The following is a 22,392-nucleotide window of genomic DNA, read 5'->3' on the forward strand; positions in this document are numbered from 1 at the left end:
TCCGCCTGTCCCTGCCCAGCTCGACGAGGAGTTGGTCCGTCATGGCCGCCGCTCAGCTCACCACCGACCACCTGTCCGAGAGGCACCGGCCCACGCTGGACCAGGCCCTCGAGGCGATCCGCACCCGGGCCTACTGGTCCCCGCATCCCGAGCACCCCAAGGCGTACGGGGAGAACGGCTCATTGAGCGCGGCCGACGGCCTCGCCGCCCACAAGGCCGTCCTCGGCGCCCGCTTCGAGCTGGACCAGCCGGGCACGGACGGCTGGACGGGCGGCGAAGTGTCCCCGTACGGGCCGGAGCTGGGCGTGGAGTACCCGCACGCCGACGTGGACGTCCTGCTGCCCGCGATGCGCGCCGGCACGGCCGCCTGGCGGGACGCCGGCCCGGAGACCCGTGCGCTGGTGTGCCTGGAGATCCTGGCCCGCATCAGCGCCCGGACCCACGAGTTCGCGCACGCGGTGATGCACACCAGCGGGCAGGCGTTCATGATGGCGTTCCAGGCCGGCGGACCGCACGCGCAGGACCGCGGGCTCGAGGCGGTGGCGTACGCGTACGCGGAGCAGGTGCGCACACCCCTGGTGGCGGACTGGTCGAAGCCGCAGGGCAAGCGCGACCCGCTGGAGCTGCGGAAGGCGTTCACACCGGTGGGGCGCGGCATCTCGCTGCTGATCGGCTGCAACACCTTCCCGACGTGGAACGGCTACCCGGGCCTGTTCGCCTCTCTGGCCACCGGCAACCCGGTCCTGGTCAAGCCGCACCCGCGCGCGGTGCTGCCCCTGGCGCTCACGGTCAAGGTGGCCCGTGAGGTGCTCGCCGAGGCCGGCTTCGACCCGAACCTGGTGGCCCTGGCCGCGGAGCGGCCCGGCGAGGGCATCGCCAAGGAGCTCGCGCTCCGGCCCGAGATCCGGATCATCGACTACACCGGCTCGACCTCCTTCGGCGACTGGCTGGAGGCCAACGCCCGGCAGGCCCAGGTGTACACGGAGAAGGCCGGCGTCAACACCGTCGTCATCGACTCCACCGACGACTACAAGGGGATGCTGTCCAACCTGGCGTTCTCCCTGTCCCTGTACAGCGGCCAGATGTGCACCACCCCGCAGAACCTGCTCATCCCGCGCGACGGGATCTCCACCGACGCCGGCCCCAAGTCGTACGACGAGGTCGTGGCCGACCTGGCCGCCGCGGTCGACGGCCTGCTCGGCGACGACGCCCGGGCGAACGCCCTGCTGGGCGCCATCGTGAACCCCGACGTGAAGGCCCGCCTGGAGGCGGCCGCCGGCCTGGGCGAGGTCGCCCTCGCCTCGCGCGAGATCGCCAACCCCGACTTCCCGGACGCCGTCGTCCGCACGCCCGTCCTCGTCAAGCTCGACGGCTCCAAGCCGGACGCGGAAGCGGCGTACATGTCGGAGTGCTTCGGCCCGGTCGCCTTCGCCGTCTCGGTCGACTCGACCGCCGACGGGCTGGACCTGCTGCGGCGCACGGTGCGCGAGAAGGGCGCCATGACGGTCGGCGCGTACACGACGTCGGCGGACGTCGAGCGCGCGGTCGAGGAGGTCTGCCTGGAGGAGTCGGCGCAGCTGTCGCTGAACCTGACGGGCGGGGTGTACGTCAACCAGACGGCGGCGTTCTCCGACTTCCACGGCTCCGGCGGCAACCCGGCGGCGAACGCCGCGCTGTGCGACGGCGCCTTCGTGTCGAACCGCTTCCGCGTGGTGGAGGTACGCCGCCAGGCGTGAGGCCCCCCTCCGGCTCACCGTGATGGAGGTCCGCCGCCGGGCGTGACCTCCACCGGTCAGGCGCCGGCCGCGGCCGCCCCCGGCACCTCGGGGGAGATCTCCGCGTACCGCTGCACCCACGCGTGCATGGCGATCGCCGCGGCCGCGCCCGCGTTGATCGAGCGGGTCGAGCCGAACTGGGCGATCGAGCAGACCATCGCCGTGTGCTTGCGGGCCTCCTCCGTGAGGCCCGGCCCCTCCTGGCCGAACAGCAGCACGCAGCGGCGCGGCAGCTCGGTGCGCTCCAGCGGTACGGCCCCGGGGAGGTTGTCGATGCCGATGACCGGCAGCCCCTCGGCGGCGGCCCACGCGGTCAGCGACTCGGTGTCCGGGTGGTGCCGCACGTGCTGGTACCGGTCGGTGACCATCGCACCGCGCCGGTTCCAGCGGCGGCGGCCCACGATGTGGACCTCCTTGGCGAGGAAGGCGTTGGCGGTGCGGACGACGGAACCGATGTTGAAGTCGTGGCCCCAGTTCTCCACGGCCACATGGAAGTCATGGCGCCGGGTGTCCAGGTCGGCCACGATCGCCTCGCGCGTCCAGTACCGGTAGCGGTCCACGACATTGCGCCGGTCGCCCCCGGCGAGCAGCTCGGGGTCGTACCGCTCGCCCTCGGGCCAGGGCAGGGGGTGCGGGCCGACACCGATCTCGGGGCCGTATCCGTCGTCGTACTGGAGGGGGGTCTCGCTGCTCACCCCACGAGGGTACGGGGGGCTCGCGCGTCGCCGGCGGGCCGATCGTCCGGCACGGGCCCGCTCCGCCCGGGCAGCAGCCGGTCCCGGCCGAGCCGGACCCGGGCACCGAGCCGGACCAGGAAGGCCGTCGGCAGGAAGACGGCGTCCGCGGCGATCATGGCGAGCGAGAAGAACGGCAGCCCCAGCAGCACCGCGATGCCCGCGTGCTCCAGCATCATCGCCACGAGCAGGACGTTCTTGACGCGCCGGTTGAAGAGCGTGAAGGGGAACGCGACCTGCACCACGACCGTGCCGTACGTCAGCAGCAGCACGACCACGCCGCTGTTGGCGAGGATGTCCGAGAAGAACGGCCAGGGCGTGAAGTAGTCCAGCTTCAGCGGGTAGTACAGCGCGGTGCCGTCCTGCCAGCGGGAGCCCTGGATCTTGTACCAGCCGGCCGTGGCGTAGATCAGGCAGACCTCCGCCATGATCACGAACAGGCCGGCGTTGTGGGCGAGGTTGGCGAGGACGTCGAGCAGCACGCGCGGCTCGCCGGGCGCGTACCGGCACACCGCCCACCACAGGCCCTGCGCCAGCCACAGCAGCCACAGGAACCACAGGAACCAGGTCTCGCCGCTCCGGTCGCCGAGCAGGGTCGCGGCCACCACCCCGCAGCCGAGTGCCGTCCACAGGGCGACGCCGATCGCGTCACCGCGGGAACCGGCGCGCGCGGCGCGGCGGGCGTCGAGGGACCAGACCTGGCCGCAGCGGGTGAGGACCAGGTAGATCGCCATCAGGTGGATGACGTTGTCCCCGCCGTCGCCCATGAAGATGGAGCGGTTCTGCAGCGACAGCACACCGATCATGAACAGCGCGGACATGGTCCGGGTGCGCCAGCCGATCAGCAGGCCCACGCTGGAGAGCATGGCGACCGCGTACACGACCTCGAACCAGACGGGGCTGTCCGACCACATCAGGACGGTGAACGAGTGGTTGTTCGCGATCAGCTGCTGGCCCATGTCCCAGGACCACGGGCCCTCGGGGCCGTACAGCTCGCGACGGTGGGGGAACTCCCGCAGCAGGAAGAGCAGCCAGGCGCCGGCGAAACCGATGCGCACGATGGCGGTCTGGTACGGGCCGAGGGCGGTGGCCGTGACGCGCTGGACGGCACGTGCGAGACGGCGGTCGGCCGGCTCGCGCAGGGCCCGGGGGGACGGGGCGGTGCGGCGGGTGCTGGTGGGGTTCACTGGTGCGCCTCCGTACGGCCGCCGTCCGCGCCGCGTTCCACGCCTGCGGGGAGATCGGCAGCGGTCACCGTCCACCACGGGAGCGTCCGGTAGTAGGTCCGGGTGTCCGTCCTCTCCTCACTCCAGACCGGGGCCTGGATCCCCCGGGTGGAGGAGCGCAACTGGATCCGCTCGACGCGGCCGCCCAGGTCATGGGCGTCCAGACGGAGCATCGCGATGCGGCGGATGTAGCGCTCGGAGAGCCGGCCGCGCAGGCCGTTGGGGCGGTTGTCGGTGGTGTGCGAGTTGACGAAGAAGTCCCAGCCGCGGCGCAGCTCGTTCTGGTTCACATGGCTCGGCAGGAGGTTGCCGCGGATGGCTTCCCCGTCGTCGGCCGTGAGGTCGATCCACCCGGTGGTCCGGCGCCCGCCGTCGGCGGTGGTGATCTCGGCCCGGGCGTGGACGGCGATGTTCTGCTGGAGCGGGTTCGGCGCGAAGAGCTTCCAGTTCTGCTCGAACTCCGGGAAGACCCACTCGTCGACCGCCTTGCCGTGCTGCTTGGTCAGCGTGTTCGACGGCGCGACGTGCAGGAACACCATGGCCAGGTGGTAGCAGGCGAGGACCGAGACGACGGCGAGAGCGACGGAGGCCACCACTTGGTACGGCATCGAGAGCCCGGCTATGCCCCCGCTGCGGGGGGCCGGCACCGCGTCGGCATCGGCGTCCGCGCCGAGGCCGGCGTCCGCGCCCGGGTCGCCGTCCGCGCCGGGCGACCGGCCGGGGGGTGCGCCGGCGGAGCGGGACGCGGCGGGTGCGCCGGGTGGGGAGGGGTGCGGGGCGGTGCCCCGGGGGTTCGCGGCGAGCTCGGCGCGCCCGCCGTCCTTGTCGTACGCGTCCATCCCGCCCCGATCCGCCTCGATCCGCGGCCGCATCGCTCCACCGCAGTTATCCACAGGGTTGACACCATACGGGCCGCCGACTCACCATTGAAGTCATTCAACCGAACGATCGGTCGGTAGGGGGCCCGATGACGGCAGTGACTGCGGAGACGCAGGAGGCGTACCAGGCGGTGTTCGACGCCGCGGTGGCCGCCGACGAGCGGATCGAGCCGCGCGACTGGATGCCCGAGGCGTACCGCGCCTCACTCGTCCGGCAGATCGCGCAGCACGCCCACTCCGAGATCATCGGCATGCAGCCGGAGGCCAACTGGATCACCCGTGCGCCCTCGCTGCGGCGCAAGGCGATCCTGATGGCCAAGGTCCAGGACGAGGCCGGGCACGGCCTGTACCTGTACAGCGCAGCCGAGACGCTGGGCGTCAGCCGGGACGAGCTGCTCGACAAGCTCCACTCCGGCCGCCAGAAGTACTCCTCGATCTTCAACTACCCGACGCTGACCTGGGCCGACGTCGGCGCCATCGGCTGGCTCGTCGACGGCGCCGCGATCACCAACCAGGTGCCGCTGTGCCGCTGCTCGTACGGCCCGTACGCCCGCGCGATGGTGCGGGTGTGCAAGGAGGAGTCCTTCCACCAGCGCCAGGGGTACGAGGCCCTGCTCGCGCTCTCCCGCGGGACGCCGGAGCAGCACGCGATGGCTCAGGACGCGGTGGACCGCTGGTGGTGGCCGTCGCTGATGATGTTCGGCCCGCCGGACGACGAGTCGGCGCACTCGGCGCAGTCGATGGCCTGGAAGATCAAGCGGCACTCCAACGACGAGCTGCGCCAGCGTTTCGTCGACATCTGCGTCCCGCAGGCCGAGGCGCTGGGGCTCACGCTCCCCGACCCGGACCTGCGGTGGAACGAGGAGCGCGGGCACTACGACTTCGGGGCGATCGACTGGACGGAGTTCTGGGAGGTCCTCAAGGGCAACGGGCCCTGCAACGAGCAGCGGATCTCCCAGCGGCGCCGTGCGCACGAAGAGGGCGCCTGGGTCAGGGAAGCGGCAGCGGCGTACGCCGCGAAGCACGAGCAGCGCGGCCGGCGTGAAGAGCACGGACAGCGCGAAGAGCACGACCGGCAGGCGGAGCACGGGGAGGCGACGGCATGACGAACACGGACTGGCCGCTGTGGGAGGTGTTCGTGCGCTCGCGCCGCGGGCTGTCCCACACGCACGCGGGAAGCCTGCACGCGCCGGACGCCGAGCTGGCCCTGCGCAACGCCCGGGACCTGTACACCCGTCGCAGCGAGGGCGTGTCGATCTGGGTCGTGCCCTCCGCGGCGATCACCGCTTCCTCGCCGGACGAGAAGGACCCCTTCTTCGAGCCGGCCGCGGACAAGCCCTACCGGCACCCGACCTTCTACGAGATCCCGGAAGGGGTGCAGCACCTGTGACGGCTCCGGAGACGACTCCCACGGCGACCGCCGCGGCGCTCGCCCTCGGCGACGACGCACTGGTGCTGTCGCACCGGCTCGGGGAGTGGGCGGGTCACGCACCCGTCCTGGAGGAGGAGGTCGCGCTCGCCAACATCGCGCTGGACCTGCTCGGCCAGGCCCGGGTGCTGCTGTCCCTGGCCGGGGACGAGGACGAGCTCGCCTATCTGCGCGAGGAGCGGGCCTTCCGCAACGTCCAGCTGGTGGAGCAGCCCAACGGCGACTTCGCCCACACCATCGCGCGACAGCTGTATTTCTCCACCTACCAGCGCCTGATGTACGGCCGGCTGGCCGCGGCGGACGCCGGTGACCTGTCCGGGCTGGCCGCGAAGGCGGTCAAGGAGGTCGCCTACCACCAGGACCACGCCGAGCAGTGGACACTGCGGCTGGGCGACGGCACCGCCGAGAGCCATGAGCGGATGCAGCGGGCCTGTCAGGCGCTGTGGCGCTTCACCGGCGAGCTGTTCCAGCCGGTCGACGGAGTGGACATCGACTGGCGCGAGCTGGAGGCCGACTGGCTGACGTCGGTGACGGCCCTGCTGGAGCGGGCCACGCTGACCGTTCCCGACGGGCCGCGCAGCGGCGCATGGAGCGCGGGCGCGGGACGCCAGGGTCTGCACACGGAATCGTTCGGGCGGATGCTCGCCGAGATGCAGCACCTGCACCGCAGCCACCCGGGAGCGACATGGTGACCGGCACCGCCGCCCCGGCGGGCATGACCGCCCTGGAGGAGGAACTGAACCGGCTGGCCGGTTCGGTGCCCGACCCGGAGCTGCCCGTACTGACCCTGGAGGAGCTCGGGGTGATGCGCGGCGTGCGGGTCATGGCCCCCGGCAGGGTCGAGGTGCGGCTCACCCCCACCTACACCGGCTGCCCCGCGATCGAGGCCATGTCCTCCGACATAGAGCGGGTGCTGAACGAGCACGGGATACCGGACGTGACCGTGGTGACGGTGCTGTCCCCGGCCTGGTCGACGGACGACATCAGCGCGGAAGGCCGGCGCAAGCTGGCCGAGTTCGGCATAGCCCCGCCCCGCCCGCAGGGCGCGGCGGGCGCCCCCGGCAGCGGCCCCGTCCCGGTGTCGCTCGCCATCCGGTGCCCGCACTGCGGCTCGACCGAGACCGAACTTCTGAGCCGGTTCTCCTCCACCGCCTGCAAGGCCCTGCGCCGCTGCACCACGTGCCGTGAACCGTTCGACCACTTCAAGGAGTTGTAGATGTTCCACCCGCTCCGGGTGAGCGAGGTCGAGCGGCTCACGGACGATTCGGTGGCCGTCACCTTCGCCGTACCGCCCGCCCTGCGCGAGACCTTCCGCCACACCCCCGGCCAGCACGTCACGCTGCGCCGGAGCACGGCCGGCGGCGAGGAGATCCGGCGTACGTACTCGATCTGCTCCCCGGCCGCTCCCGCGGGTGCGGACCCGGTCCTGAAGGTGGCCATCCGGCTGGTGGACGGCGGCGAGTTCTCGACGTACGCGCTCAAGGAGCTCGCGGCCGGGGACACGGTCGACGTCATGGCGCCGATGGGCAGGTTCCTGCTGGCGCCGCGCCCGGGCCGCTTCGCGGCGATCGTCGGCGGCAGCGGCATCACGCCGGTGCTCTCGATGGCGGCGACCGTGCTGGAGAGGGAGCCGGACGCCCGGTTCTGCCTGATACGCAGTGACCGCACCGCCTCCTCGACGATGTTCGTCGACGAGGTCGCGGACCTCAAGGACCGCTTCCCCGGCCGCTTCCAGCTGGTCACCGTGCTGTCGCGGGAGGAGCAGCAGGCGGGTCTGCCGTCCGGACGGCTGGACCGCGAGCGGCTGACCGCGCTGCTGCCCCGGCTGCTGCCGGTCGGCGAGGTGGACGGGTGGTACCTGTGCGGACCGTTCGGGCTCGTGCAGGGCGCCGAGCGCACGCTGCGCGATCTCGGCGTGGAGCGCGGGCGCATCCACCAGGAGATCTTCCACGTGGACGACGGTTCGGCAGCGGCCGCCGTGCGGGCTGCCGCGGTGGCCGCACACGCCACGCTCACGGCCACCCTGGACGGCCGGTCCGGTACCTGGCCGGTCCGTGAGTCGGAGTCGCTGCTGGAGACGGTGCTGCGGGCCCGCGCGGACGCGCCGTACGCCTGCAAGGGCGGGGTCTGCGGGACCTGCCGGGCGTTCCTCGTCCGTGGCGAGGTGCGAATGGACCGCAACTACGCGCTGGAGAACGAGGAGACCGAGGCGGGTTACGTACTGGCCTGCCAGTCGCACGCCGTCACGCCCGAGGTAGTGCTCGACTTCGACCGCTGAGTCCCTGCCCATTCCCTTCCCCTAGAACCTGTTCTATCTTGACGCTCCGTCAGGCACGGGCGGTCGCGGGCAGGAGGGGCAGGGCTGTGGACTTCACCTTCAGCGAGGAGCAGCAGGCGGCCGTCGAGGCGGCGCGGGCGGTGTTCTCGGGCGTCGCTCCCGACGGGGTGCCGAGTCCCGCGCTCACCGAGGGTGCCGTGGCGGACGACTTCGACCGCGCGCTGTGGTCCCGGCTCGCGGACTCCGACCTGCTGAGCCTGGTGCTCTCCCCCGAGCACGGCGGCGCGGGACTGGACCCCGTCGCCCTGTGCCTGGTGCTGCGTGAGGCGGCCAGGGTGCTGGCCCGTGTGCCGTTGCTCGAAACCTGCGCGGTCGCGATGGCGGTCGAGCGCTACGGCAGCCCCGCCCTGGCCGCCGAGCTGCTGCCCCGGGTGGGCCGCGGCGAGCTGGTGCTGACCGTGGGCGCGCACGGCCGCACCGGTCACGGCCCGGCAGAGCTGGCCGTGACCGCCCGCCGCGACGCGGACGGCGCCGGCAGCACGACCGGGGACGGAACCGCGGCCGGCGGCGGCGGCGTGACGAGGGACCGCCCCGCGCCCGACGGCGAGGGCGGCGGCTGGGTGCTGGACGGGACGCAGACGGGCGTGCCGTGGGCCCAGGGCGCCGACCGCATCGCCGTTCCGGCGCACACACCGGACGGGCGGGCGGTCCTCGCCCTCGTGCGCCCCGACCACGAGGGCGTGACGCTCGCCGAGCAGGTCTCCACGAACGGTGAGCTCTTCGCCGAGGTCCGGCTCGGTTCCGTACGCGTCACCGACCGGGAGCTGATCGACGCGGAGGGCGCCTGGGAGTGGCTGCGCGGGCTGCTCACCACCGGCACCTGTGCGCTGGCACTCGGCCTGGGGGAGCAGGTGCTGACCATGACCAGCGCGTACACCGGCAAACGGGAGCAGTTCGGCTTCCCCGTCGCGACGTTCCAGGCCGTCGCCGTCCAGGCCGCCGACCGGTACATCGACCTGCGTGCCATGGAGGCCACCCTCTGGCAGGCCGCCTGGCGGATCAGCACGGGAGCGGGAGGGGCGCTGCCCGCGCCGGCGGACATCGCGGTGGCGAAGATCTGGGCCTCGGAAGGCGTGCGGCGCGTCGTACAGACGGCGCAGCACCTGCACGGCGGCTTCGGCGCGGACACCGACTATCCACTGCACCGCTTCCACGCCTGGGCCAAGCAGCTGGAGCTCTCGCTCGGCCCGGCCGCCGCGCACGAGGAGGCCCTCGGCGACCTGCTGGCCGCCCACCCGCTGGGATGAGGCCGGGCGACTGCCCCACCGCCGCCCCCGTTCGCTGAGGGGCCGCGGCCGGCCCGGACGGCTGCCCGGCTTCCGGCACCGCGAGGCCCGTCCTCACGGCCGCCGGACGGCGCCACTACAGGCCGGAGCCCGGCCAGAACTTGGAGCTACAGGACGACGGCGGGGGCGCCGGAGTCCGTGACCATCGGGCGGCCCGCGCTCTCCCACGCGAGCATGCCGCCGTCGATGTTCACCGCGTCGATGCCCTGCTGCACCAGGTACTGGGTGACCTGCGCGGACCGGCCGCCGACCCGGCACATCACGTAGGCGCGCCGCCCGTCGGCCACCGCCTCCGTCACCTCGCCGAAGCGCGCCACGAAGTCGCTCATCGGCACGTGCAGCGCACCGTCGACATGCCCGGCCGCCCACTCGTCGGCTTCGCGGACGTCCAGCACCAGCCCGTCGGCCGGCACCGAAGCTGCGTCCACCGTGGGCAGCGGTGCGAAGTTCATGGGGTCACGCCTTCTCTCGTCGTAGCCAACATCTCGAACCTACTGCACCCCTTGCACCAGCGCCGCCAGCTCCGCCTCGCGCTCGGCGACCTGCGCCAGCAGCTGCTCGGCGATCTCGTCCAGCAGCCGGTCCGGGTCGTCGGGCGCCATCCGCAGCATCGCGCCGATCGCGCTGTCCTCCAGGTCCCGCGCGACCACGGTCAGCAGCTCCTTGCGCCGGGCCAGCCAGTCCAGCCGGGCATAGAGCTCCTCGCTCTCACTCAGCTCGTCCGCCGCGGGCACCGGACCGCGCTCCCACTCCTCCGACAGCTCACGCAGCAGTGCCTCGTCCCCGCGCCCGTAGGCGGCGTTCACCCGCGTGATGAACTCCTCGCGCCGCTGCCGCTCCGCCTCGTCCCGGGCGAGGTCCGGGTGAGCCTTGCGGGCCAGCTCACGGTAGAGCTTGCGTACCGCATCCCCGACCCGCACCCGCTTCGGCGGCTGCACGGCCTGGTCGTTGAGCATCGCGGCGGCCTCCGGGGAGAGACCGTCGGAGTCGATCCAGCTGTGGAACAGCTCGTCGACCCCCGGCATCGGCAGCACCATGGCGCGCGCCTCCTGCGCCCGCCGCAGATCCTCCGGATCCCCGGTGCGCGCGGCGCGGGCCTCCGCGATCAGGGCGTCCAGCTCGTCCAGGCGGGCGTACATCGGGCCGAGCTTCTGGTGGTGCAGCCGGGAGAAGTTCTCCACCTCGACCCGGAAGGTCTCCACCGCGATCTCGAACTCGATCAGCGCCTGCTCGGCCGCCCGCACGGCCCGCTCCAGCCGCGCCTCCGGCCGCTCGGCCTGCTCATCGCCGGACCCACCGCTCTGCGCGCCGCCGGGAGCGCCGTCGGCCTGCGCGCCGACGGGGGCGCCGCCGGCCTGGGCGGTCGTCTCGCCGGCCGCGGCCCGGCCGGTGGTCTGGTCGGTGCCGTGCCCGGTGCTCTGCTCGCCGGTCAGGTCGTCGCTCGGGGTCGTCACCCGACCAGCGTACGGGCGGAACCGGCCCAGCCGGTCACACCCCCGTTTCGGCGGCTATCCGCCCGCTCCCGACCGCGGCGACCAGATCCGCGTGGTCCGCCTCCGTACGGTCCGCGTACGCCACGGCGAACCGCGCCATCGCCTCGTCCAGCTCGTCGCCCTTGCCGCAGTATCCGGCGATCAGCCGCGGATCGGCGCTGTGCGCGTGCGCCCGGGCCAGCAGGGCCCCGGTCATCCGCCCGTAGTCGTCGAGCTGGTCGGCCGAGAGCGCCGCGGGGTCCACGCTGCCCTTCCGGTTGCGGAACTGGCGCACCTGATAGGGCCTGCCGTCGACGGTCGTCCAGCCCAGCAGATTGTCGCTGACGACCTGCATGCGCTTCTGCCCGAGGACCACGCGCCGCCCCTCGTGCTCCACGCCCGGCGCTCCGAAGCCCACCCGGGCGAGGTGGGGCAGCAGGGCCGACGGCCGGGCCTCCTTCACCTGCAGCACCAGCGGCTCGCCCCGGTGGTCGAGCAGCAGCACCACGTACGAACGGGTCCCCACGCTCCCGGTGCCGACCACCCGGAACGCCACGTCATGGATCGCGTACCGCGCGAGCAGCGGCAGCCGGTCCTCCGGCAGCGTGCGCAGGTACGCGGCCAGCGACGCGGCGACCGCCGCCGCCTCCGCGTCCGGCACCCGGCTCAGCACGGGCGGCGCGTCCACGAAGCGACGGCTGCCGTCCTCGCACACCTCCGTCGACTTGGCGGCGAAGCGCGCGCTGGTGTTGGCCCGTGCCTTCTCCGCCACCCGCTCCAGGGTGCCCAGCAGGTCCCGCGCGTCCGTGTGCGAGACGAGTTCCTCGTCGGCGATGGCGTTCCACGCGTCGAGCACCGGAAGCCTCGCGAGCAGCCGCATGGTCCGCCGGTAGGCCCCGACCGCGTCGTACGCCGCCGCCCGGCACACGTCCTCGTCGGCGCCCGCCACCCGCCCGGCGAGGACCAGCGAGGTGGCCAGCCGCTTGACGTCCCACTCCCAGGGGCCGACGACGGTCTCGTCGAAGTCGTTCAGGTCGATGACGAGACGGCCGCGCGCATCGCCGTACAGGCCGAAGTTCGCCGCGTGCGCGTCTCCGCATATCTGCGCGCCGATCCCGGTGACCGGCGTACCGGCCAGGTCATGGGCCATGAGGCCGGCAGCACCGCGCAGGAAGGCGAACGGCGTCGCGGCCATCCGGCCCACGCGTATCGGCGTCAGCGAGGGCACCCGGCCACGGCTGGACTCCTCCACCGCGAGCACCGCGTCCGGCCGCCCCTCGGCCAGGACCAGCGCGCCGTGCGCGCTCCTCGGCACCCGGTCGCGCAGCGCCTTGCCGCGCGCCTTCAGGGACTGGGCCGCCGCTGCCGCCGCACCGGGCGCCCGCTGGGCGAACCCCGGCACCATCGGAATGCGCCCGCCACCGCCACCGGCATCCGCCCCGGCACCGGCACCGGCACCAGCCCCGGCGGACACCGCCACCGCCTCGCCCTCGTACATGAAGCCCCCCGTCCACAACCGCCCCGCCGACAACTGCCAAGACGGTACCGCCGCCCTCGCACAAGCGTCTTCCCCTGTGGACAACACACTGTGGATAACCCGCCCACCACGCGGTACTCGCCCCGCGGACCCACTCCCCACACCGGACACCCGAAGCCCACAACCGCAGGAACCGCACGAGGAAGGCGAACCGATGCCCGGGGCGCGCGACGAGGCCGTCGAGATCATCCAGCGAGAGCTCACCGCGTTCGCCCGCCGGGCCCGAGCGGCGGCCGCCCGGCTCCATCCCGAGCTGCCCCTCGTCTCGTACACGCTCCTCGCGCACATCGACCACCGCCAGGGCTGCCGCGCCACCGACCTCGCAGCCCACTACATGCTCGACAAGTCGACGGTCAGCCGCCAGGTCGCCGTCCTCGAGAAGCTGGGCCTGGTCGAGCGACGCCCGGACGTCAACGACCACCGCGTCCATGTCCTGCATCCCACCGAGGCCGGCAGCCGGCTGCTCTCCTCCACGCACGCCAGCCGCCGGGCCGCGTACCAAGCACGCCTCGCCGACTGGACCACCGAGGACCTCGACCGCTTCGCCGCGTACCTGCTGCGCTACAACGGCACCCACGACGGTCCGGGGCACACGCACCACGACGGCCCGGAGCACACGCACCGCTGAGGCGCCGAGCCGGAGAGCGGACACGCCGTGTCCGGACATGGCCGGGGGGTACAACCCGGCCCGGACACAACCCCGTACACGATGAGGAACGGGGGACACAACGAGGAACGGGCCCCCGCCAGAACTTTCGTTCTGACGGAGACCCGTTCTCCTGTGCGCGAGGGGGGAGTTGAACCCCCACGCCCTTGCGGGCACTGGAACCTGAATCCAGCGCGTCTGCCTATTCCGCCACCCGCGCATTGGGTGTTGCCGCTGTCTTCCCCGGCTTTTCGGCCGGAGCGCCTGGCGACATCAGAAGATTAGCACGTCGCCGAGGGTGGATTCACATCCGTTGTTTCGAGGCCCCGGACCGCGAACAGAGAGAGGGTGAGGAACGGCGGCAGAGCCCCGCAGGGAGGGGAGGGAGGCAGCCCCACCATGACCACGGCGCGGTGCCAGGCCCGCCCCGGCCACACGCCCGGGCCGGCTCCGGCACGACCACACCCCGCCCACGGCCCCGCCCCCGCACCCGACCGCACGCCGGCCCGGCACCCGACCGGCGCCACATCCGCACCCCCGCCCCAGCCCCATCGGCCCCCACGCCCGCCCCGCACCCGATCCGCCACCCCGCACCGCGCCCGCCCGCACCCGCACCGCGCCGCCCGCGCCCGATCCGCACCGCACCGGCCCCCGCAGCACCCGCCCCGCCCGGCGCCCGACAAACCGCAAGCGCCCGCCCCCGCCCCCGCGCCCGGCGAACCGGAAGCCCCCCGGGAAACGAAACCGGAAGCCGACGGGTGCCGGCAGAAGACATGGAGAACACGGCGAACCGGACCCGGCCGTACCCACTCCTCCACGGTGTACCCCGCGTGCGGGACACTGTCAGGAGGCCACCTCTACGATCCGTGTGAGAGGTGACACTCGTCCACAGGCCAGAGAAGGGGAACCAGCCGATTTCCCGACGCGTGGATACGATCAGTAAGCAGTACCAGGACGGCAACGACGGAGGAGGTGCCCCATGGGAGTCCTGAAGCGGTTCGAGCAGCGACTCGAAGGCCTGGTCAACGGCACCTTCGCCAAGGTTTTCAAGTCCGAGGTGCAGCCCGTCGAGATCGCGGGCGCCCTCCAGCGCGAGTGCGACAACAACGCGACGATCTGGAACCGCGAGCGGACGGTCGTCCCCAACGACTTCATCGTCGAGCTGAGCGCCCCGGACTACGAGCGCCTGAGCCCGTACTCGGGCCAGCTCGGCGACGAGCTGTCCGGCCTGGTCCGCGACTACGCCAAGCAGCAGCGGTACACCTTCATGGGGCCGATCAAGGTCCACCTGGAGAAGGCCGACGACCTCGACACCGGGCTGTACCGGGTGCGCAGCCGCACCCTCGCGTCGAGTACGTCACAGTCCGCCGAGCCGTCGCAGGGCGCGCGCCCCGGCGGTTACGGGTACCCCCCGGCCGGCGCTCCTCCCATGCCGGCGGCCCCGCCGCCCGGCATGAACCGTCCACCCGCCGCCGGCCGTCCTCCGGCCGTCCCGGGACCCGTGCCCGGCGCCCAGGTGCGCCGCTGGATCGAGATCAACGGCACCCGCCACCAGATCTCCCGCCCGACGCTCGTGCTGGGTCGCAGCACCGACGCCGACGTGCGGATCGACGACCCCGGCGTATCGCGCCGACACTGCGAGATCCGGACCGGAACGCCCTCGACGATCCAGGATCTAGGGTCCACCAACGGCATCGTGGTGGACGGGCAGCACACCACCCGCGCTACGCTCCGCGACGGCTCGCGGATCGTCGTGGGCAGCACCACCATCGTTTACCGGCAAGCCGAAGGGTGAAGCGGGGGCAATGTCAGAGCTGACCCTCACGGTCATGCGGTTGGGTTTCCTCGCCGTACTGTGGCTGTTCGTCATCGTGGCCGTCCAGGTCATCCGTAGCGACCTGTTCGGCACGCGCGTCACGCAGCGCGGTTCGCGCCGTGACGCCGCACGGCCGCAGCAGGCGGCGCGGCAGGCCGCGGCGCCGCCGCAGCAGCGCCAGCAGCAGCAGTCCGGCCGACAGCGGCGGGGCGCGCCGACCAAGCTGGTCGTGTCCGAGGGCAGCCTGACCGGCACCACGGTCGCGCTCCAGGGCCAGACCATCACGCTGGGCCGTGCGCACGACTCCACGATCGTGCTGGACGACGACTACGCGTCCAGCCGGCATGCCAGGATCTACCCGGACCGTGACGGCCAGTGGATCGTCGAGGATCTCGGGTCCACCAACGGCACGTATCTCGACCGGACCCGACTCACCACCCCGACACCCATTCCGCTGGGCGCGCCGATCCGCATCGGCAAGACCGTCATCGAGCTGCGGAAGTAGTACGACAATGAGCGAGCGGAGCGAGCGAGCCGCAGCGGTGGCGCCCACAGGCGAACTGCACCGGCTCCCGACCGGAGGGTGGGCAGTGTGGCTCGAGACCGGCTGTACCCCGAGGCAGAGTCGACCGGGCAGGTGCGCATGAGCCTTTCACTGCGCTTCGCCGCCGGATCGCACAAGGGCATGATCCGCGAGGGCAACGAGGACTCGGGTTACGCCGGTCCCCGCCTGCTCGCGATCGCCGACGGCATGGGCGGTCAGGCCGCCGGCGAGGTCGCCTCCTCCGAGGTGATCTCCACGCTCGTCACCCTCGACGACGACGTGCCCGGCTCCGACATCCTCACCTCGCTCGGCACGGCGGTCCAGCGCGCGAACGAGCAGCTGCGGATGATGGTCGAGGAGGACCCCCAGCTGGAAGGCATGGGGACCACCCTGACCGCCCTCCTGTGGACCGGTCAGCGCCTCGGTCTGGTCCACGTCGGCGACTCCCGCGCGTACCTGCTGCGCGACGGTGTCCTGACCCAGATCACCCAGGACCACACCTGGGTGCAGCGGCTGGTCGACGAGGGCCGCATCACCGAGGAAGAGGCCACCACCCATCCGCAGCGTGCGCTGCTGATGCGCGCGCTGGGCAGCGGCGACCACGTCGAGCCGGACCTGTCCATCCGTGAGGTGCGGGCCGGGGACCGGTACCTGATCTGCTCCGACGGCCTGTCGGGCGTCGTCTCCCACCAGACGATGGAAGAGGCCCTGGCGAGCTACCAGGGCCCCCAGGAGACCGTGCAGGAGCTGATCCAGCTCGCGCTGCGCGGCGGCGGCCCGGACAACATCACCGTGATCGTCGCCGACGTCCTGGACGTCGACGGCGGTGACACCCTCGCCGGGCAGCTCAGCGACACGCCGGTCATCGTCGGCGCGGTCGCCGAGAACCAGACGCAGCTCAACGACGGCGGCGCCATGGAGACCCCGGCGGGCCGCGCGTCCGGTCTCGGGCGCCCGGCGCCGCAGCAGCCCCAGGGGGGCTTCGGCCCGCCCGGCAGCGGCGGCGACCTCGGCTACGGCGGCATGCCGCCCGAGGGCTCCTTCGGGGCGTACTCCGAGGACGACTTCACCAAGCCCCGCAAGGGCGGCTCCTGGCTGAAGCGGTCGTTCTACATCGTGCTCGCGCTGGCCGTGATCGGCGGCGGGCTGTACGGCGGGTACCGCTGGACGCAGACGCAGTACTACGTCGGGGCCAACGACGAGCACGTCGCGCTGTACCGCGGCATCAGCCAGGACCTGGCCTGGGTCTCCCTCTCGGAGGTCGAGAAGGACCACCCCGAGATCGAACTCAAGTACCTCCCCGACTACCAGCGCAAGCAGGTCGAGGACACCATCACCGGTGGCAGCCTCGCGAAGGCGCAGAACAAGATCGAGGAGCTCGCCGTCCAGGCCTCCGCCTGCAAGAAGCAGGAGCAGCGCCGGAAGGCGACCGACCAGGCGCCCGCGGCACCGCCCGGTGAGGGCCAGGCCGGCGGCACGACCGGACTCCCGACCGCACCCACGCCCACCGCCACCGCAGCCACTCCTTCCCCGGGCCCCACCCTCTCGGAGGAGGAGCAGAAGCTGGCCTCGAACTGCGGAAAGCAGTAAGGACCCGTAGGGGGGCCTTTCACCACCATGAGCGTTGTCACCAACACGACCACCATCGGCGCGATCGACCTGCCGAGCCGCCGCAACACCGAGCTGGCGCTGCTCGGCTTCGCCGTCGCCATTCCGGTGTTCGCGTACCTGAACGTGGGCCTGGCCCTGGACGGCGAGGTCCCGGCGGGCATGCTCGGGTACGGCGTCGGCCTCGCTCTGCTCGCGGGCATCGCGCACCTGCTGGTGCGGAAGTTCGCCAAGTACGCCGACCCGCTGCTGCTCCCCCTCGCGACCCTGCTCAACGGCCTGGGCCTGGTGCTGATCTGGCGGCTGGACCAGTCACCGCGGATCATCGCCCGGTACGACACCTTCACGCCGGACGCGCCCAAGCAGCTGATGTACTCGGCGATCGGCGTCGCGCTGTTCCTGCTGGTGCTGATGTTCCTGAAGGACCACCGCGTCCTGCAGCGCTACACGTACATCTCCATGGTGGTGGCGATCATCCTGCTGCTGCTGCCGCTCGTCCCGGGCCTCGGCGCGGACGTCTTCGGTGCCAAGATCTGGATCCGGATCGGCCCCTTCTCCATCCAGCCGGGTGAGTTCGCCAAGATCGTGATCGCGGTGTTCTTCTCCGGCTACCTGATGGTGAAGCGCGATGCGCTCGCCCTCGCCAGCCGCCGCTTCATGGGGCTCTACCTGCCGCGCGGCCGGGACCTCGGCCCGATCCTCACGATCTGGGCCGTCAGCCTGCTGATCCTGGTCTTCGAGAACGACCTCGGCACCTCGCTGCTGTTCTTCGGCATGTTCGTGATCATGCTGTACGTGGCGACCGAGCGGACCAGCTGGATCATCATGGGTCTGCTGATGGCCGTGGGCGGCGCGGTCGTCGTCGGCTCGACCGCCAGCCACGTGAAGTCCCGCGTGGCCGCCTGGCTCGACCCCTTCGGGTGCCTGGAGACGGCCCCCGAGGGCTCCAACATGATCCAGGCCTGTGACCAGATGACCCAGGTGCTGATGTCCTTCGGCTCCGGCGGCACCCTCGGCACCGGCCTCGGCCAGGGCAACTCCGACCTGGTCGGCTTCGCCGCCAACTCCGACTTCATCTTCGCCACCGTCGGCGAGGAGCTGGGTCTGGCCGGCGTCATGGCGTTCCTGCTGATGTACGCCCTGATCGTCGAGCGCGGCATGCGCACCGCCCTCGCCGCCCGCGACCCGTTCGGCAAGCTGCTCGCGACCGGCCTGTCCGGCGCGTTCGGCCTGCAGATCTTCGTCGTCGCCGGCGGCGTCATGGGCCTGATCCCGCTGACCGGTATGACCATGCCGTTCCTCGCGTACGGCGGTTCCTCCGTGATCGCGAACTGGGCCCTCATCGCCATCCTGCTGCGGATCAGCGACACCGCGCGCCGTCCCGCGCCGGCCCCCGCCCCGTCCCCCGATGCCGAGATGACCCAGGTGGTCCGACCGTGAACAAGCCCCTGCGCCATATCGCGATCTTCTGCGGGCTGCTGGTGCTCGCCCTCCTCATCCGCGACAACTGGATCCAGTACGTCCGGGCCGGCGAGCTGAGCACGCACGAGCGGAACAAGCGCGTCACGATCGAGCGGTACGCCAACCCGCGCGGCAACATCATCGTCGACGGCAAGCCGATCACCGGCTCCGTCGACTCGAAGGACCCCTTCTACCGGTACAAGCGCACCTACGTCGACGGCCCCATGTGGGCACCGGTCACCGGGTACGCGTCGCAGGCGTACGACGCCAACCAGATCGAGAAGCTCGAGGACGGCATCCTCACCGGCAACGACGACCGGCTCTTCTTCGACCGCACCCTGTCGATGTTCACCGGCGACAAGAAGAAGGGCGGCAACGTCATCACCACCCTCAACGGCGCCGCCCAGCGGGCCGCCTTCGAGGGCCTCGGGAAGAAGAAGGGCGCCGTCGCCGCCATCGACCCGCAGACGGGCAGGATCCTCGCGCTCGCCTCGACCCCGTCGTACGACCCCTCGTCCTTCGCCGGGTACAGCCGCAAGGACGAGAAGGCCTGGGTCGCGCTGGAGACGGACAAGGACAAGCCGAAGCTGAACCGCGCCCTGCGCGAGGTCTACCCGCCCGGGTCCACCTTCAAGGTGCTGACCGCCGCCGCCGCGCTGGAGACGGGCAAGGTCACCGACATCAACGCGCCGACGGACACGCCGGAGCCGTACATCCTCCCGCACACCACCACGCCGATGAGGAACCACGCCGAGGGGTGCGAGAACGCCAGCCTGAACCGGGCCATGGAGGTCTCCTGCAACTCGGTCTTCGCCAAGCTCGGTGACCAGGTGGGCCGGGACGAGATGGTCAAGATGGCGGAGAAGTTCGGCTTCAACAACGGGGAGATCGACACCCCCGTCCGCGCCGCCAAGTCCGTCTACGACAAGCAGATGGACCGCCCGGGCAACGCCCTCTCCTCGATCGGCCAGTTCAACACCGCGGCCACCCCGCTCCAGATGGCCATGGTCGCCGCGGCGATCGCCAACGACGGCAAGCTGATGAAGCCGTACATGATCGACCACGTCACCGCGCCCAACCTCGACGTTCTGGAGAAGAACGAGCCCGAGGAGATGAGCCGGCCGATGTCGGCGCAGACCGCGCAGCTGGTGCAGCAGATGATGGAGAACGTCGTCGAGAACGGCACCGGCGGCAAGGCCGCCATCGACGGCGTCACCGTCGGCGGCAAGACCGGTACGGCCCAGCACGGCGAGAAGAACAAGGCCCGCCCCTACGCGTGGTTCATCTCATACGCGAAGACCGACAGCGGCTCCCCGGTCGCCGTGGCGGTCATCGTCGAGGACTCCGACGCCACCCGTGACGACATCAGCGGTGGCGGCCTGGCCGGTCCCATCGCGCGCGATGTCATGAAGGCGGTCGTGGACAGCAGGAAGTGACGGCTGTGGCTGTGTACCGGTCGCGTATCAGGTGGCGGTCGCGGTCTGATCGGCTCCCCGTGGCCGGTAGCGTATGCGCGAACAGCACACCGCCGGACCACACAGAGGGGTGCGGTCGGGACTGACGGAGAGGGCTGGAACAGTTATGGAAGAGCCGCGTCGCCTCGGCGGCCGGTACGAGCTGGGCTCGGTGCTCGGCCGCGGTGGCATGGCGGAGGTCTACCTCGCCCACGACACCCGGCTCGGCCGCACCGTCGCCGTGAAGACGCTGCGGGCCGACCTCGCCCGTGACCCGTCCTTCCAGGCCCGGTTCCGCCGTGAGGCCCAGTCGGCCGCCTCGCTCAACCACCCGGCGATCGTCGCTGTCTACGACACCGGCGAGGACTACGTCGACAACATCTCCATCCCGTACATCGTGATGGAGTACGTCGACGGCTCCACCCTGCGTGAGCTGCTGCACTCGGGCCGCAAGCTGCTGCCCGAGCGCACGCTGGAGATGACGGTCGGCATCCTCCAGGCCCTGGAGTACTCGCACCGCGCCGGCATCGTCCACCGCGACATCAAGCCGGCCAACGTCATGCTGACCCGTACCGGCCAGGTCAAGGTCATGGACTTCGGCATCGCCCGCGCCATGGGCGACGCCGGGATGACCATGACGCAGACCGCGGCCGTGATCGGCACCGCCCAGTACCTCTCCCCGGAGCAGGCCAAGGGCGAGCAGGTCGACGCCCGGTCCGACCTGTACTCCACCGGCTGCCTGCTGTACGAGCTGCTCACCGTCCGCCCGCCGTTCGTGGGCGACTCCCCGGTCGCGGTCGCGTACCAGCACGTCCGCGAGGAGCCGCAGCCGCCCAGCAACTTCGACCCCGAGATCACACCCGAGATGGACGCGATCGTCCTGAAGGCGCTGGTCAAGGACCCGGACTACCGCTACCAGTCGGCCGACGAGATGCGCGCCGACATCGAGGCGTGCCTGGACGGGCAGCCGGTCGCCGCGACCGCGGCGATGGGCGCGGTCGGGTACGGCGGCTACGGCGGCCCCGACGACCAGCCCACGACGGCGCTGCGTCAGACCGACCCGGCGGGCCAGACGTCGATGCTGCCGCCCGTCAACCCGGACGACGGCGGGTACGGCTACGACGACCGCCCGGACCGCCGCCGCCAGAAGAAGTCGAACACCTCCACGATCCTGCTGGTCCTGGCGGGCATCCTGGTGCTGGTCGGCGCGATCCTGATCGGCCGCGCGGTCTTCGACAACACCGGCGATGAGACCAGCCAGCTCCCGGTGCCGAACCTGGTCGGCAAGCCCCTGTCGGAAGCGCAGGGCTTCGCGACGAACGCCGGGGTCCAGCTGTCGCAGGCCGGGGCGGAGCGCTGCGAGCAGCCCAAGGGCTCCATCTGCCGTCAGTCGCCCGAGGCCACCGAGGGCGCCAAGATGAACGAGGGCGAGACCGTCCAGGTCTGGGTCTCGGAGGGCGCGCCGAAGATCGAGGTCCCGGACGTCACCGAGAAGTCCGAGGAGAACGCCAAGCAGGCGCTCGACGAGAAGGGCTTCAAGGTCGAGGTCAAGTACGAGGAGTCCGACCAGGACCCGGGCGAGGTCATCCGGCAGGACCCGCAGGGCGGCAGCCAGGCCGAGAAGAACTCCGAGGTCACCATCACGGTGTCCAAGCAGGCCGCGCGCAATGTGCCGCCGGTCACGGGCCAGCAGTTCGACGCCGCCAAGGCCCAGCTGGAGACGCTCGGCTTCACGGTCAAGCGGGAGGACGTCGACTCCGACCAGCCCGCCAACACCGTCGTCGGACAGAACCCCGAGGGCAACGCCCAGGCGCCCAAGGGCAGTGAGATCACCCTGAAGGTCTCCAAGGGCCCGCAGCAGCAGACGCAGGTGCCGGGTCTGTTCGGACAGACCCTCGGCCAGGCGAAGCAGTCCCTCGCCCAGGCCGGCCTCCAGCTCGGCAACGTCAACGGCCCGAACGACGACAACGCGCGCGTGGTGGCGCAGGACCCGCAGCCCAACACCCCGGCGCAGCCCAACCAGGCGGTCAACGTGCAGACCATCGCCGGCAACGGGAACGGGAACGGGAACAACGGCGACAACGACGGGGACAACGACGGCGGCTTCTTCGGCGGCCCCTCCGGCGTGGTCTTCCGCCAGGACTGACCCCCGCGTCACCGGGCACCGGCCGGGACACGGGACACCGGG

General features: G+C 71.8%; 20 protein-coding genes and 1 tRNA gene. 14 read left to right on the plus strand and 7 right to left on the minus strand.

From position 1 onward, the window contains the following. Positions 1–41 precede the first annotated feature (41 nt). On the plus strand, positions 42–1,736 hold the full coding sequence (gene paaN, locus ACIA79_RS18440; protein WP_399429350.1) for a phenylacetic acid degradation protein PaaN: 1,695 nt from the start codon (positions 42–44) through the stop codon (positions 1,734–1,736). A gap of 56 nt (positions 1,737–1,792) precedes the next feature. On the opposite strand, the gene ACIA79_RS18445 is transcribed toward paaN, so the two are convergent. From ACIA79_RS18445 to ACIA79_RS18455, 3 genes are read right to left on the minus strand one after another with little or no spacing between them, the layout of a single operon-like run. Then, complete coding sequence (locus ACIA79_RS18445; RefSeq protein ID WP_399429351.1) at positions 1,793–2,470, minus strand: TrmH family RNA methyltransferase; 678 nt, start codon at positions 2,468–2,470, stop codon at positions 1,793–1,795. After that, a complete protein-coding gene (locus ACIA79_RS18450) occupies positions 2,467–3,696 on the minus strand; it encodes an HTTM domain-containing protein (RefSeq protein ID WP_399429352.1) in 1,230 nt (409 codons plus the stop codon). Before ACIA79_RS18450 ends, ACIA79_RS18445 begins: the two co-directional genes overlap by 4 nt. Continuing rightward, positions 3,693–4,574, minus strand: coding sequence for a DUF5819 family protein (locus ACIA79_RS18455; protein ID WP_399429353.1), 882 nt, complete (start codon positions 4,572–4,574; stop codon positions 3,693–3,695). Before ACIA79_RS18455 ends, ACIA79_RS18450 begins: the two co-directional genes overlap by 4 nt. A 128-nt stretch (positions 4,575–4,702) precedes the next feature. Here ACIA79_RS18455 and paaA point away from each other — a divergent pair, with 128 nt between their 5' ends. The 6 genes from paaA (at position 4,703) to ACIA79_RS18485 (ending at position 9,627) form a co-directional block, all read left to right on the plus strand. Next, positions 4,703–5,719 (plus strand): 1,2-phenylacetyl-CoA epoxidase subunit PaaA, encoded by a 1,017-nt coding sequence (gene paaA / locus ACIA79_RS18460; RefSeq protein ID WP_399429354.1) that lies wholly within the window; start codon positions 4,703–4,705, stop codon positions 5,717–5,719. Further along, positions 5,716–6,003: a 1,2-phenylacetyl-CoA epoxidase subunit PaaB gene (gene paaB, locus ACIA79_RS18465; RefSeq protein ID WP_399429355.1), complete on the plus strand. Its 288-nt coding sequence runs from the start codon at positions 5,716–5,718 to the stop codon at positions 6,001–6,003. Before paaA ends, paaB begins: the two co-directional genes overlap by 4 nt. Continuing rightward, a complete protein-coding gene (paaC, locus tag ACIA79_RS18470) occupies positions 6,000–6,734 on the plus strand; it encodes a 1,2-phenylacetyl-CoA epoxidase subunit PaaC (RefSeq protein WP_399429356.1) in 735 nt (244 codons plus the stop codon). Before paaB ends, paaC begins: the two co-directional genes overlap by 4 nt. Further along, positions 6,728–7,258 (plus strand): 1,2-phenylacetyl-CoA epoxidase subunit PaaD, encoded by a 531-nt coding sequence (gene paaD / locus ACIA79_RS18475; RefSeq protein ID WP_399429357.1) that lies wholly within the window; start codon positions 6,728–6,730, stop codon positions 7,256–7,258. Before paaC ends, paaD begins: the two co-directional genes overlap by 7 nt. Continuing rightward, entirely contained in the window at positions 7,259–8,320 is a 1,062-nt protein-coding gene (locus ACIA79_RS18480; protein ID WP_399429358.1) for a 2Fe-2S iron-sulfur cluster-binding protein, read from the plus strand. Between the two features lie 86 nt (positions 8,321–8,406). Then, positions 8,407–9,627, plus strand: a complete 1,221-nt coding sequence (locus ACIA79_RS18485; RefSeq protein WP_399429359.1) for an acyl-CoA dehydrogenase family protein — start codon at positions 8,407–8,409, stop codon at positions 9,625–9,627. Positions 9,628–9,773: 146 nt separating this feature from the next. On the opposite strand, the gene ACIA79_RS18490 is transcribed toward ACIA79_RS18485, so the two are convergent. The 3 genes from ACIA79_RS18490 to ACIA79_RS18500 are packed head-to-tail and all read right to left on the minus strand — an operon-like array spanning position 9,774 to position 12,636. Continuing rightward, positions 9,774–10,118, minus strand: a complete 345-nt coding sequence (locus ACIA79_RS18490; RefSeq protein ID WP_399429360.1) for a rhodanese-like domain-containing protein — start codon at positions 10,116–10,118, stop codon at positions 9,774–9,776. A gap of 39 nt (positions 10,119–10,157) precedes the next feature. Next, on the minus strand, positions 10,158–11,120 hold the full coding sequence (locus ACIA79_RS18495; protein WP_399429361.1) for a hypothetical protein: 963 nt from the start codon (positions 11,118–11,120) through the stop codon (positions 10,158–10,160). A gap of 34 nt (positions 11,121–11,154) precedes the next feature. After that, the gene (locus tag ACIA79_RS18500) at positions 11,155–12,636 is read right to left on the minus strand and encodes a DUF2252 domain-containing protein (RefSeq protein WP_399429362.1); all 1,482 of its coding nucleotides are present in this window, start codon (positions 12,634–12,636) and stop codon (positions 11,155–11,157) included. A gap of 193 nt (positions 12,637–12,829) precedes the next feature. On the opposite strand from ACIA79_RS18500, the gene ACIA79_RS18505 reads away from it, so the two are divergent. Continuing rightward, entirely contained in the window at positions 12,830–13,303 is a 474-nt protein-coding gene (locus ACIA79_RS18505; RefSeq protein WP_399429363.1) for a MarR family winged helix-turn-helix transcriptional regulator, read from the plus strand. Between the two features lie 154 nt (positions 13,304–13,457). Here the strand turns inward: ACIA79_RS18505 and ACIA79_RS18510 are convergent. Further along, positions 13,458–13,541, minus strand: a tRNA-Leu gene (locus tag ACIA79_RS18510). Between the two features lie 759 nt (positions 13,542–14,300). Here ACIA79_RS18510 and ACIA79_RS18515 point away from each other — a divergent pair. The 6 genes from ACIA79_RS18515 (at position 14,301) to pknB (ending at position 22,350) form a co-directional block, all read left to right on the plus strand. Then, entirely contained in the window at positions 14,301–15,116 is an 816-nt protein-coding gene (locus tag ACIA79_RS18515) for an FhaA domain-containing protein (protein WP_399429364.1), read from the plus strand. A 10-nt stretch (positions 15,117–15,126) separates the two neighbouring features. Next, complete coding sequence (locus ACIA79_RS18520) at positions 15,127–15,642, plus strand: FHA domain-containing protein (protein ID WP_399429365.1); 516 nt, start codon at positions 15,127–15,129, stop codon at positions 15,640–15,642. Positions 15,643–15,780: 138 nt separating this feature from the next. After that, complete coding sequence (locus ACIA79_RS18525; protein ID WP_399429366.1) at positions 15,781–17,271, plus strand: Stp1/IreP family PP2C-type Ser/Thr phosphatase; 1,491 nt, start codon at positions 15,781–15,783, stop codon at positions 17,269–17,271. A 27-nt stretch (positions 17,272–17,298) separates the two neighbouring features. Further along, positions 17,299–18,729 carry an FtsW/RodA/SpoVE family cell cycle protein gene (locus tag ACIA79_RS18530; RefSeq protein ID WP_399429367.1) on the plus strand — a complete coding sequence of 477 codons (1,431 nt, stop codon included), beginning with the start codon at positions 17,299–17,301 and terminating at the stop codon, positions 18,727–18,729. Further along, positions 18,726–20,186 carry a peptidoglycan D,D-transpeptidase FtsI family protein gene (locus tag ACIA79_RS18535; RefSeq protein ID WP_399429368.1) on the plus strand — a complete coding sequence of 487 codons (1,461 nt, stop codon included), beginning with the start codon at positions 18,726–18,728 and terminating at the stop codon, positions 20,184–20,186. Before ACIA79_RS18530 ends, ACIA79_RS18535 begins: the two co-directional genes overlap by 4 nt. A gap of 145 nt (positions 20,187–20,331) precedes the next feature. Continuing rightward, on the plus strand, positions 20,332–22,350 hold the full coding sequence (pknB, locus tag ACIA79_RS18540) for a Stk1 family PASTA domain-containing Ser/Thr kinase (RefSeq protein WP_399429369.1): 2,019 nt from the start codon (positions 20,332–20,334) through the stop codon (positions 22,348–22,350). Positions 22,351–22,392 lie beyond the last annotated feature (42 nt).

Source organism: Streptomyces sp. NPDC051310, from assembly GCF_044455245.1.
Taxonomy (GTDB): domain Bacteria; phylum Actinomycetota; class Actinomycetes; order Streptomycetales; family Streptomycetaceae; genus Streptomyces.